Below are 12,000 nucleotides of genomic sequence, written 5' to 3' on the forward strand. Positions count from 1 at the left end.
CGTTAAGCGGGGGTTTCTTCCAGCATCAGCGGCCAGTGGACATAGCTTTGCCAGCGGCTTTCCTGCTCCAGTATTTCCGCCCGGAACGGATGCTGAGCAAGCCATCCGACGGGGAGAATTAAGCGCAGCGTTTCGCCGTCTACGCGCAACCGTACTGCGGGCAGCGTGTCATCGCGGCGACGGCTGGCGAAAATAATCGCCAGCCGCAGCAGGCGGCAGAGACGTTGGGCCTGAATGGCCGACAGCGCGTTCTGTTGGTTGAGCGACATTAAATCGACAGGGTTGCTCTGGTTTTGCAGGAGTGTAGCCAGCAGCTTTTTCTGCGCTGGCGTAAAGCCGGGAAGATCGCTATGACGGATCAAATAGGCGGCATGCTGCGGTGACTGACGAAAGTCAATGCTTAAACCGATTTCGTGCACCAGACAGGCGCTTTTCAGTATTTCCCGACATCGATTATCCAACTGCCAGTCGCGGGCGACCTGTTGCAGAAAATTGTCCGCCAGCGCGCTGACGCGCCTTGCCTGCTCAACATCCAGTAGATAGCGGCGTTGCAGCGTCGTCAGTGTGCGGTGGCGAATATCCTGATCGACAGGCAGGTGCAACATGCCATACACCAGCCCTTCGCGCAGCGCGCCGCCGGCCAGCGTCATCGTTTTGATATCAAGCTCCTGGAAGATCGCCAGCAAAATCGCCAGCCCGCTGGGGAAAACCAGCGCGCGCTCCAGTGTCAGGCCCTCGATTTCCAGCTCTTCCAGCTTGTCGCACTGAATCGCATGCTCTTTGAGCTGTCTGAGCTTCGGTAGGGTGATGTATTCGTCCATTCCCTGGGCGACCATGATCTCCTGTAGCGCCTGTACGGTGCCGGAAGCGCCGACGCAAATTTGCCACCCTTTCTCGCGCAGGGAAGCGGCGACGGGACGCAGCATATCGCGAGCGGCCTGCTCCGCTCGTTCAAAATTCCCGGATTCCAGATGACGATCGCTAAAGTAGCGATCCAGCCACGTTACACAGCCCATCGGGAGGCTGACTAACTGGGTTGTTTTCGCGCCAATCCCTGTCGCCAGCTCTGTGCTGCCGCCACCGATATCGACAATCAGGCGCGCATCGGGGCCGCCCGTCGTATGTGCGACGCCCTGATAAATTAAGCGAGCTTCTTCTTCACCGCTGATCACCTGAACAGGCAAGCCCAGAATTTCCTCGGCCCGTTGCAGAAATTCGTCCGCATTGATTGCCTGCCGCAAGGTCGCGGTCGCGACAACGCGTACCTGATCCTGCGGGATATCCTGCAACCGTTCTGAAAACAATTTCAGACACTGCCAGCCGCGCTGCATCGCGTCCTGCGAGAGCCGGTTCTGCTCATCCAACCCTGCCGCAAGGCGAACTTTACGCTTTATTTTTGCCAGCGTCTGAATGCTGCCTGCAATTTCGCGGGTGACCAGCATGTGGAAGCTGTTTGAGCCAAGGTCGATAGCGGCATAAAGTGAAGAAGAACTCAGCATCGACGGTTAGTCCGCTCTTTTACGGTTATGACGAGGGGCTCCGCCGCGACGTGGCCCATTGTGTCGGCGCGGGCCGTTATTGGAACGCGATGGTCGTGTTAAACGTTTCGGTGCCGGTAAATCGTTCAGCAGCGCGTCGCTGTTATACTTGCTGACAGGGATGCTGTGGCCGATATAGGTTTCGATAGCCGGCAGGTTCAGGGCATATTCCTCACACGCCAGGCTGATGGAAAAGCCGCTTTGCCCCGCTCGACCAGTACGGCCAATGCGGTGAACGTAGTCTTCGCAGTCGTCCGGCAGATCGTAATTAAATACGTGCGTCACTGAAGGAATGTGTAAGCCGCGAGCCGCGACGTCCGTCGCTACCAGAATATCCAGATTACCCTGGGTAAATTCTTCCAGAATGCGCAGCCGTTTTTTCTGTGCGACATCGCCTGTCAGCAATCCAACGCGGTGACCGTCGGCAGCCAGATGGCCCCAGATGTCTTCACAACGGTGTTTGGTATTTGCGAAAATAATGCAGCGATCCGGCCACTCTTCTTCCAGCAGCGTCTGGAGCAGGCGCATTTTCTCTTCGTTAGAGGGGTAAAACAGTTCTTCTTTAATGCGGTGGCCGGTTTTCTGTTCCGGTTCGACCTCCACGTACTCGGCGTTATTCATCTGTTCAAACGCGAGTTCACGCACCCGGTAGGAGAGCGTAGCGGAAAAAAGCAGGTTCAGGCGCTGCGTGGTTGGCGGCATGCGACGGAACAGCCAGCGGATATCTTTGATGAAGCCGAGATCGTACATACGATCCGCTTCATCCAGCACGACAACCTGGATCGCGCCGAGATTAATGTGGTTTTGTTTGGCGTAATCGATCAGTCGACCGGTGGTGCCGATCAGAACATCAACGCCGTTTTCCAGCACCTTAAGCTGCTTATCGTAGCCGTCGCCGCCGTAGGCCAGACCCAGTTTGAGCCCGGTCAGTCGGGACAGCGCTTCTGCATCAGAGTGAATCTGGACGGCCAGTTCACGGGTTGGCGCCATAATTAAAGCGCGCGGCTGGTTGGTCTGACGCTCTGCATTCGCAGGATGTGAGAGTAGATAATGGAAAGTAGACGCGAGAAAAGCCAGCGTCTTGCCTGTACCGGTTTGCGCCTGACCCGCAACATCACGCCCTGACAAAGCCAATGGCAGAGCTAACGCCTGAATAGGCGTACAGTTATGAAACCCTTTGCTTTCAAGGGCCTCAATAACCCGCGGGTGCAGGGCGAAGTCGGAAAACTTCTGTTCGGTTAAGTGTGTTTTGCTCATAGTGTGGTAGAATATCAGCTAACTATTGCTTTACGAAAGCGTATCCGGTGAAATAAAGTCAACCTGTTGGTGGTTAATGCTACACCAACAAGATATGCCCTTCATCTTTCACGTTGTAGGTGTGTTGGTTATTCCGAGTTGTATGGCTCTGCGCTGGGGCTTGTTCTTGTGCGTTTTTTCCTGCACCTTGCAATCTATTGGGTATAGAAACAATTCTGTGGAGTAAAATATGAGCGATAAAATAATTCACCTGACTGATGACTGTTTCGATACGAAAGTATTGCATGCTGAGGACGCAATCCTGGTTGATTTCTGGGCTGAATGGTGTGGTCCTTGTAAAATGATCGCTCCTATTCTGGATGAAGTTGCCGAAGAGTTTCACGGCAAACTGACTGTGGCTAAACTGAATATTGATGAAAATCCGGCGACCGCGCCGAAGTTCGGTATTCGTGGTATTCCTACGTTATTGCTGTTCAAAAAAGGCAAAGTTGCCGCAACAAAAGTTGGCGCGTTGTCCAAAGGTCAACTGAAAGAATTCCTGACGGCAAACTTGTAATTGGCCTGATACCCCTGCCAAAGGGGTATCGCCGATGGGCGCAATCGGGCAATAGACAATTCTCATATTGAGCGCTTGCCGCCCGTCAGGAAGCGTGTTAAATTCTTCAATACTGCATTTCGTACTTGCCTATGTTTAAGCCTTTAGGCTTAAGCCTGAAAGTTAGAATCTAAAGTATTATTCTGTGTCCAAATCGAAAAGTCATTGATTTACAACGTGTTTGTTATCTGATTTGGGCAATCTAATAGTTTTACAATACTTGGTTTTGTGTGCCTTCGATCTCCTGCCGTTGATTTATATGGATATCGTTTGTGCGGATGTTGTTGTGCGCAGATTAATGCGCTTCAGGTGTGAAACCAGACAGGAATCCGGTGGTTGAAGGCTGTTATAGAGGCACGGATGATCCTGCCATACCATTCACATTAATCGTTCGAGATTTACCCCGAGTTAAAGAACCCACCACTATGAATCTTACCGAATTAAAGAATACGCCCGTTTCTGAGTTGATTACTCTTGGCGAAAATATGGGACTGGAAAACCTGGCCCGCATGCGTAAACAGGATATTATCTTTGCCATCCTGAAGCAGCATGCCAAAAGCGGCGAGGATATTTTCGGCGATGGCGTGCTGGAGATATTGCAGGATGGCTTCGGCTTCCTCCGCTCCGCAGACAGCTCCTACCTCGCAGGCCCCGATGATATCTACGTTTCTCCCAGCCAAATCCGCCGTTTTAACCTTCGCACTGGCGACACCATCTCCGGCAAAATTCGTCCGCCGAAAGAGGGAGAACGCTACTTTGCGCTGTTGAAAGTCAACGAAGTCAACTATGACAAGCCGGAAAACGCCCGCAATAAGATCCTGTTCGAAAACTTAACGCCTCTGCATGCGAATTCTCGCTTGCGTATGGAGCGTGGCAATGGTTCGACGGAAGACCTGACTGCGCGCGTGTTGGATCTGGCCTCGCCGATTGGTCGTGGTCAGCGCGGCTTGATTGTTGCACCGCCGAAAGCGGGCAAGACCATGTTGCTGCAAAACATCGCGCAGAGCATTGCCTACAACCACCCTGACTGCGTACTGATGGTGCTGCTGATTGACGAGCGCCCGGAAGAAGTGACCGAGATGCAGCGTCTGGTGAAAGGCGAAGTGGTTGCGTCAACCTTTGACGAACCGGCTTCCCGTCACGTTCAGGTTGCCGAAATGGTGATTGAAAAAGCGAAGCGTCTGGTTGAGCATAAAAAAGATGTGATCATCTTGCTGGACTCCATTACCCGTCTGGCGCGCGCCTACAACACCGTGGTACCGGCGTCGGGTAAAGTATTGACGGGGGGTGTGGACGCCAATGCCCTGCATCGTCCGAAGCGTTTCTTCGGCGCGGCGCGTAACGTTGAGGAAGGCGGCAGCCTGACGATTATCGCCACTGCACTGGTCGATACCGGTTCCAAGATGGACGAAGTGATTTACGAAGAGTTTAAAGGTACGGGTAATATGGAACTGCACCTTGCTCGTAAGATCGCTGAAAAACGCGTGTTCCCGGCGATTGATTACAACCGTTCCGGTACGCGTAAAGAAGAATTGCTGACGACGTCCGAAGAATTGCAGAAGATGTGGATTCTACGCAAGATCATCCACCCGATGGGCGAGATCGACGCGATGGAATTCCTGATTAACAAGTTGGCGATGACAAAAACCAACGATGAATTCTTCGATATGATGAAGCGCTCATAACCCGAATGTGCATTTATCCCCTCAGTCATCCGCCTTGCGGAACAACGCGTTCGGATTTGAGCCGACGTCAGGTGTCGGCCATGTAGCGCAGGGCTTACGAGTAGGTCAGGTAACATCCCCACACTATGTGGCCTGAGAGACGACAAGGGTATATACGAATAACTCGGGAAACGCCACGCTGGGTCGTGGCGTTTTTTTATCCCTCATGTTGGTCCGACGTGAATGATGTCTCCCGTCGGAGACCCACGGTTGCCGTTTCAATTTATACTGGCAAATACTGTGGCCGATGGGATATAAGGCGTAAACCGAGTCTATACTGAGCAGCTACAGCGAAGCTGTTAACGGTGAACTTACTCACGATGAGTACTGAATTACTATTTATTTTTTTGTTTTCTCTGGGCTTCCTTTTCCTCGCGCGCGGCATGGCGGGTAAAGTGGGGCTTGTCGACCGTCCCAACTACCGTAAACGTCACCGGGGGCTGGTGCCTCTTGTCGGCGGTATTTCCGTATACGCGGGAATTTGTTTCACCTACTTTATTTCCGATCAATATATCCCCAATTTTCGTCTTTACCTGCTGTGCGCCGGTGTGCTGGTGTTTGTCGGCATGCTGGACGATCGCTTTGATATCAGTGTGAAAATTCGCGCCGTAGTGCAGGCGTTTGTCGCCGCGGTGATGATGGCCTTTGCTGGCTTGACGTTACATAACCTGGGGAATATTTTCGGCCCGTGGCAGATGGAACTGGGGCCTTTTGGTTATCTGGTTACGCTGTTTGCCGTTTGGGCTGCGATTAATGCGTTCAATATGGTGGACGGCATTGACGGGTTATTGGGCGGGTTGTCCTGTGTCTCCTTCGGGGCAATGGGAATATTACTCTCTCTGAGCGGGCATACGAATCTGGCTCTGTGGTGTTTTGCCATGATCGCGGCGACGCTGCCTTATATTCTGCTTAACCTCGGCGTATTCGGGAGACGCTATAAGGTTTTCATGGGGGATGCCGGGAGCACCATGATTGGCTTTACGGCTATCTGGCTCTTGATTCAGACGACTCAGGGGGCGCAGCACCCTATTAATCCTGTCACGGCATTGTGGATCATTGCGATCCCCCTGATTGATATGATCGCCATTATGTACCGACGTTTGCGTAAAGGCATGAGTCCGTTTTCACCTGACCGGCAGCATATTCACCATTTAATGATGCGGGCCGGTTTTTCTTCCCGGCAAGCGTTCATCCTCATTACGCTCGCCGCTACCTTGCTGGCCGCCGTCGGCGTGTTGGGAGAATATCTCTTTTTAACACCTGAATGGGTTATGTTGGCATTATTTTTGCTAGTATTTGTGCTGTATGGCTACTGCCTGAAACGAGCATGGCGAGTTTCTCGTTTTATTAAGCGAATCAAACGCCGTATGCGGCATTCTGGTGAGCAAAAGCCGTTATCTTGACCAAATAACTTTGGGGAAGTAATGAAATCAGAGAATCTGTCTACTGGCAATGCGTTAATTGATAACGAACTGGATATCCGCGGCTTATTTTGCACGATGTGGCGAGGAAAGATCTGGCCGATAGCGATTGGCCTGATTTTTGCCGTTACGGCGTTAGGCTATTCCTATCTTGTTAAACAGGAGTGGAGTGCAACAGCGATTACGGACAAACCAACGGTCAACATGCTGGGAGGATACTATTCGCAGCAGCAGTTCCTGCGTAATCTTGATGCCCGATCTTTTTCCACGCCTCAGCCGGAACAGCCGTCGATTTCGGCTGATGCTTATGATGAATTCATCATGCAGTTAGCCGCCTACGACACCCGTCGCGATTTTTGGTTGCAGACTGATTATTATAAGCAGCGTCTGGAAGGCGATGAAAAAGCCGATGCCGCCTTGTTGGATGAACTGGTCAACAGCATTCAGTTTACGCCGCGTGACGAGGTGAAAAAGACCAATGATTCCGTGAAGCTGGTAGCGGAAACGGCGGCGGATGCCAATACGCTGCTCCGTCAGTATGTGGCTTATGCCAGTCAGCACGCCGCAAACCATCTGAATGAAGAAATCAAGGGCGCATGGGCCGCCAGAACCATTTTCATGAAGTCACAGATCAAGCGGCAGGAAGCGGTGGCAAAAGCGATTTACGATCGTGAAGTCCGCAGCGTCGAACTGGCGCTGAAAATTGCGCAGCAGCAAGGTATTAGCCGTAGCCAGACGGATACGCCGGCAGATGAAATCCCGGCATCGGAGATGTTCCTGCTTGGCAGGCCGATGCTTCAAGCCCGACTGGAGACCTTGCAGACCAGCGGCCCACACTATGAACTGGATTATGATCAAAACCGCGCCATGCTGGCGACGCTGAACGTTGGCCCAACGCTGGAGGCCAGTTTCCAGACGTATCGTTATCTACGTACGCCGGAAGAACCGGTGAAGCGCGACAGCCCACGCCGCGCATTCCTGATGGTGATGTGGGGGGCGATTGGTGTGCTCGTCGGGGCCGGTGTGGCCCTGACCCGTCGTTTACGCTAAGCCGTTGGCTAATTAGCGGTTGATGCGCAGCAAGCATCTGCGTCTAACCTGATTAAAGAGATTCAATGTGAAAGTGTTGACTGTTTTCGGCACCCGGCCGGAAGCGATTAAAATGGCGCCGTTGGTTCATGCTATGGCTCAGGATGGAGCCTTTGAATCGAGAATTTGTGTGACAGCCCAGCATCGGGAGATGCTGGATCAGGTCTTGCGTTTGTTCGATATCACGCCGGATTACGATCTGAATATTATGCGGCCTGGACAAGGACTGAGTGAGATATCCTGTCGGATTTTATCTGGGCTTGAGCCCGTCATGGCTGAGTTCAAACCGGATTTAGTGCTGGTGCATGGCGATACCACTACGACGCTGGCAACCAGTCTGGCGGCGTTTTATCAGCGCATTCCCGTCGGCCACGTCGAGGCCGGGCTACGCACGGGAAATTTGTATTCGCCGTGGCCGGAAGAGGCTAACCGCAAGCTGACGGGGCATCTGGCGATGTACCATTTTGCGCCGACAGAAAACGCCCGCCAAAATTTGCTGCGTGAGCACCTGTCTGACCGGCATATTTTTGTCACCGGCAATACCGTGATTGATGCGCTGTTTTGGGTGCGCGACCGTATTATCGGTGACGCCGCGCTACGCCGTCGTCTCGATGAAAAATATGCCTTTTTAGACGACAGTAAGAAGCTGGTTCTGGTTACCGGCCATCGACGCGAAAGTTTTGGCGGCGGTTTTGAGCGTATCTGTCGCGCGCTGGCGGATATTGCCCTGCGGCACCCTGAAGTGCAGATAGTGTATCCGGTACACCTGAACCCTAACGTCAGCGAGCCGGTGACCCGCGTTCTGAGCGGGATTGATAATGTGATGCTGATTGCGCCACAGGATTATCTGCCTTTCGTGTATCTGATGAATCGCGCTTACCTGATTTTGACCGACTCCGGCGGCATTCAGGAAGAAGCGCCGTCGCTAGGCAAGCCGGTGTTGGTGATGCGTGATATGACCGAACGGCCAGAGGCCGTGGAGGCCGGCACGGTTAAGCTGGTAGGGACGGAAGTCGCCAGCATTGTCGATTCGGTGTCTGCGCTACTGACGAATGATGATGCGTATCAGGCGATGAGCCGCGCCCACAATCCCTATGGCGACGGTCAGGCCTGCCAACGTATTGTTGAGGCTTTAAAAAATCATAGGAAATGATTTTAAACGCTGCTTTTGCCGCGACCCGAAGGGTGTCGGGTAGGGATAGCCCGACATAAAAATCGCCAGAAGCGATTTTAAACGTCGCTTTGCGGCGATAGACATAAAAATTATGGTGACACTATGAGCTTTACTACCATTTCCGTAATCGGTTTGGGCTACATCGGTTTACCCACCGCCGCGGCTTTTGCGTCGCGCCAGAAAAACGTCATCGGTATTGATGTTAATAAACAGGCGGTTGAGACCATTAACCGCGGTGAAATTCACATTGTCGAGCCCGATCTGGATTCATTGGTCAAAGTGGCCGTGGAAAATGGCTACCTTCAGGCGATGACGAAGCCTGTGCCAGCCGATGCCTTCCTGATTGCCGTTCCAACCCCGTTCAAAGGCGATCACGAACCCGATCTGACCTATGTTCAGGCGGCGGCGACGTCTATTGCGCCAGTGCTGAAGAAAGGCGATTTGGTGATTCTGGAATCGACCTCTCCCGTCGGCGCGACGGAACAGATGGCCGAGTGGCTGGCGGATGCGCGCACAGATTTGACATTTCCGCAGCAGGTTGGTGACGCGGCGGATATCAATGTGGCTTACTGCCCTGAGCGCGTATTGCCCGGTCAGGTTGTCGTTGAGCTGATTAAAAACGATCGCGTTATTGGCGGAATGACGCCCGTGTGTTCGGCCAGAGCCAGCGAACTGTACAAGATCTTTCTCGAAGGTGAGTGTGTGGTCACTAACGCGCGCACCGCCGAGATGTGCAAGCTGACGGAGAACAGCTTCCGTGACGTTAACATCGCTTTCGCTAATGAGCTGTCGCTGATTTGCGCCGAGCAAGATATTAACGTATGGGAACTTATCCGATTGGCAAACCGTCATCCGCGCGTCAATATTCTGCAACCCGGTCCCGGTGTGGGCGGCCACTGTATCGCGGTCGATCCCTGGTTTATTGTGGCGCAAAATCCACAGCAGGCTCGGCTGATTCATACCGCCAGACTGGTGAACGATGGGAAACCGCTCTGGGTGGTGGATCGGGTAAAAGCGGCCGTCGCCGATTATCTGGCACAGACGGATAAGCGGGCCAGCGAAGTCACGGTGGCCTGCTTTGGGCTGGCGTTCAAGCCCGATATCGACGATCTGCGTGAAAGTCCGGCGGTGGGCATTACGTCCATGATTGCCCGGTGGAATGCGGGCGTGACGTTAGCCGTCGAACCGAATGTCAAACAGCTGCCGTCCGAATTGGCCGGGCAGGTGAAACTGGTGGATACGGCGACAGCCTTAAAAGAATCCGATGTGGTGGTGATGCTGGTCGACCACCGTCAATTTAAAGCGGTAAACCCGGATGATGTGAAACAACAGTGGGTTATCGATACAAAAGGAGTATGGCGTTGAAACGTATTTTAATTACCGGTGGTGCGGGATTTATTGGTTCTGCGTTGGTCAGATATATTCTGACGGAAACACCGGACAGCGTCGTCGTCGTGGATAAACTGACTTATGCGGGTAACCTGTCTTCTCTGGCTCCGGTTGCCGATAGCGAACGGTTTGCGTTCGAGCAGGTGGATATCTGCGACCGTGCTGAACTGGATCGTGTCTTTACGGCTTACCAGCCTGCGCTGGTGATGCATTTGGCAGCGGAAAGTCACGTCGACCGCTCGATCGATGGTCCGGCGGCATTTATCGAAACCAATATCGTCGGCACCTATACGATGCTGGAAGCGGCGCGCCACTACTGGCAGAGTCTGGCTGAAGCGGACAAGCGTGCGTTTCGTTTTCACCATATCTCTACGGATGAGGTGTTTGGCGATTTGCATGGAACAGCCGATCTGTTCACGGAAACCACGCCTTATGCCCCGAGCAGCCCCTATTCCGCATCGAAAGCCTCCAGCGACCATCTGGTTCGCGCCTGGCTGCGCACCTACGGGTTACCGACGATTATCACCAACTGTTCGAATAACTACGGCCCATACCATTTCCCGGAGAAGCTGATTCCGCTGGTGATCCTGAACGCCGTTGCTGGCAAAGCGTTGCCGGTTTACGGCGACGGCGCGCAGATTCGCGACTGGCTGTTTGTTGAAGACCATGCCCGTGCGCTGTACAAGGTCGTGACGGAAGGTGAAATCGGCGAGACGTACAATATCGGCGGCCACAACGAACGCAAAAACATTGAAGTGGTGCAAACCATTTGCGCGTTGCTGGAAGAGCTGGCACCGAATAAGCCGGCTGGCGTGGCGCATTACCGCGATCTGATCACCTACGTGAAAGACCGTCCGGGCCACGACATGCGCTATGCGATCGATGCTGGAAAAATCGAACGCGAACTGGGCTGGCGTCCGCAGGAAACGTTCGAGACCGGGATGAGAAAAACCGTCCACTGGTATCTGAACAACGAAAAGTGGTGGCGCAGCGTGCAGGATGGCTCGTATACCGGTGAGCGTCTGGGGTTAAGTGACTGAATTTTTTACTCGGTGACGGGAAATAAGAGGCGCGTCGATGACTGACCCGATATCTCAAGAAAGGGGCGTTGTTCGCGCGACGGTTGACGCGCTGGTCTGGGAGAGTGAATTCTTCCGGATTCGCAGCGGTAAGCTGAATTTTTCACCCTCTGCACCGGTGTTGACGCCCGATACGCTGAGCGCATTTGCGTTAACACAGGCGAAAATCGCGGCGGACAATCTGGAGCTGGCGGATACGCTTGCCGATCTCGGTTTTCGCTTGGTGGAAGGCGAGGTTGACCTTTGCCTGCCGCTGAATCCGGCGACAGCGACAACGCCGCTGCCGCGCTGGCGTGAAGCTACGCCGGACGACATACCTGCGTTAAGAAACGCGGCATCGCGTGTTTTTGCGCTGAGTCGTTTTCGTTCCCCGTGGTATCAGCCGGAGGATAGCGGACGTTTCTACGCCCAATGGGTTGAAAATGCCGTGCGCGGTACGTTCGATCACGGCTGCTTGCTGGCTGAAGATGCCGCGGGCAATCCGCAAGGGTGGGTGACGCTACGCAGAGTCGATGATACCGATGCCCGTATCGGTCTGCTGGGTGTTTGGCCGGGCGTGACGGTACGCGGCATCGGTTCACAGCTGATGGTGCTGGCGGAAATGTGGTGCCGGCAACAAGGGTTGATACGTCTTCGGGTCGCGACGCAGGTCGGCAATATCGCGGCGCTTCGTCTTTATCTTCGCCGTGGTGCCACGATTGAGAGCACGGCATATTGGTTATACAGGTGATCAC

10 protein-coding genes are annotated in these 12,000 nt (G+C 53.6%); 8 read left to right on the forward strand and 2 right to left on the reverse strand.

Features of this window, described 5'->3' with window-relative positions; genetic code table 11:
* Positions 1 to 2: 2 nt before the first annotated feature.
* Together ppx and rhlB are read right to left on the reverse strand one after the other, a co-directional pair.
* The gene (gene ppx / locus EDC54_RS11925) at positions 3 to 1,499 is read right to left on the reverse strand and encodes an exopolyphosphatase (protein ID WP_132456456.1); all 1,497 of its coding nucleotides are present in this window, start codon (positions 1,497 to 1,499) and stop codon (positions 3 to 5) included.
* 6 nt (positions 1,500 to 1,505) lie between these two features.
* A complete protein-coding gene (rhlB, locus tag EDC54_RS11930) occupies positions 1,506 to 2,795 on the reverse strand; it encodes an ATP-dependent RNA helicase RhlB (RefSeq protein ID WP_132456458.1) in 1,290 nt (429 codons plus the stop codon).
* 229 nt (positions 2,796 to 3,024) lie between these two features.
* On the opposite strand from rhlB, the gene trxA reads away from it, so the two are divergent.
* The 8 genes from trxA (at position 3,025) to wecD (ending at position 11,996) form a co-directional block, all read left to right on the forward strand.
* Positions 3,025 to 3,351 carry a thioredoxin TrxA gene (gene trxA, locus EDC54_RS11940; RefSeq protein ID WP_132456460.1) on the forward strand — a complete coding sequence of 109 codons (327 nt, stop codon included), beginning with the start codon at positions 3,025 to 3,027 and terminating at the stop codon, positions 3,349 to 3,351.
* Between the two features lie 464 nt (positions 3,352 to 3,815).
* Complete coding sequence (gene rho, locus EDC54_RS11945; RefSeq protein ID WP_113866068.1) at positions 3,816 to 5,075, forward strand: transcription termination factor Rho; 1,260 nt, start codon at positions 3,816 to 3,818, stop codon at positions 5,073 to 5,075.
* Between the two features lie 359 nt (positions 5,076 to 5,434).
* Positions 5,435 to 6,517 (forward strand): UDP-N-acetylglucosamine--undecaprenyl-phosphate N-acetylglucosaminephosphotransferase, encoded by a 1,083-nt coding sequence (gene wecA, locus EDC54_RS11950; protein ID WP_165904303.1) that lies wholly within the window; start codon positions 5,435 to 5,437, stop codon positions 6,515 to 6,517.
* A gap of 21 nt (positions 6,518 to 6,538) precedes the next feature.
* Positions 6,539 to 7,585: an ECA polysaccharide chain length modulation protein gene (gene wzzE, locus EDC54_RS11955; RefSeq protein WP_132456464.1), complete on the forward strand. Its 1,047-nt coding sequence runs from the start codon at positions 6,539 to 6,541 to the stop codon at positions 7,583 to 7,585.
* A 67-nt stretch (positions 7,586 to 7,652) separates the two neighbouring features.
* Positions 7,653 to 8,777, forward strand: coding sequence for a non-hydrolyzing UDP-N-acetylglucosamine 2-epimerase (gene wecB / locus EDC54_RS11960; protein WP_132456466.1), 1,125 nt, complete (start codon positions 7,653 to 7,655; stop codon positions 8,775 to 8,777).
* Between the two features lie 123 nt (positions 8,778 to 8,900).
* Entirely contained in the window at positions 8,901 to 10,163 is a 1,263-nt protein-coding gene (gene wecC, locus EDC54_RS11965) for a UDP-N-acetyl-D-mannosamine dehydrogenase (protein ID WP_132456468.1), read from the forward strand.
* Entirely contained in the window at positions 10,154 to 11,227 is a 1,074-nt protein-coding gene (rffG, locus tag EDC54_RS11970; protein ID WP_196238456.1) for a dTDP-glucose 4,6-dehydratase, read from the forward strand. The genes wecC and rffG overlap by 10 nt, the downstream gene beginning before the upstream one ends.
* A 37-nt stretch (positions 11,228 to 11,264) precedes the next feature.
* On the forward strand, positions 11,265 to 11,996 hold the full coding sequence (gene wecD, locus EDC54_RS11975; protein ID WP_132456472.1) for a dTDP-4-amino-4,6-dideoxy-D-galactose acyltransferase: 732 nt from the start codon (positions 11,265 to 11,267) through the stop codon (positions 11,994 to 11,996).
* Positions 11,997 to 12,000 lie beyond the last annotated feature (4 nt).

The organism is Samsonia erythrinae (genome assembly GCF_004342665.1).
Lineage (GTDB): Bacteria > Pseudomonadota > Gammaproteobacteria > Enterobacterales > Enterobacteriaceae > Samsonia > Samsonia erythrinae.

Coding starts and splice junctions, on each gene's coding strand:
- ppx (WP_132456456.1), bottom strand. CDS start 1,499: ATGCTGAGTTCTTCTTCACTTTATGCCGCTATCGACCTTGGCTCAAAC.
- rhlB (WP_132456458.1), bottom strand. CDS start 2,795: ATGAGCAAAACACACTTAACCGAACAGAAGTTTTCCGACTTCGCCCTG.
- trxA (WP_132456460.1), top strand. CDS start 3,025: ATGAGCGATAAAATAATTCACCTGACTGATGACTGTTTCGATACGAAA.
- rho (WP_113866068.1), top strand. CDS start 3,816: ATGAATCTTACCGAATTAAAGAATACGCCCGTTTCTGAGTTGATTACT.
- wecA (WP_165904303.1), top strand. CDS start 5,435: ATGAGTACTGAATTACTATTTATTTTTTTGTTTTCTCTGGGCTTCCTT.
- wzzE (WP_132456464.1), top strand. CDS start 6,539: ATGAAATCAGAGAATCTGTCTACTGGCAATGCGTTAATTGATAACGAA.
- wecC (WP_132456468.1), top strand. CDS start 8,901: ATGAGCTTTACTACCATTTCCGTAATCGGTTTGGGCTACATCGGTTTA.
- rffG (WP_196238456.1), top strand. CDS start 10,154: ATGGCGTTGAAACGTATTTTAATTACCGGTGGTGCGGGATTTATTGGT.
- wecD (WP_132456472.1), top strand. CDS start 11,265: ATGACTGACCCGATATCTCAAGAAAGGGGCGTTGTTCGCGCGACGGTT.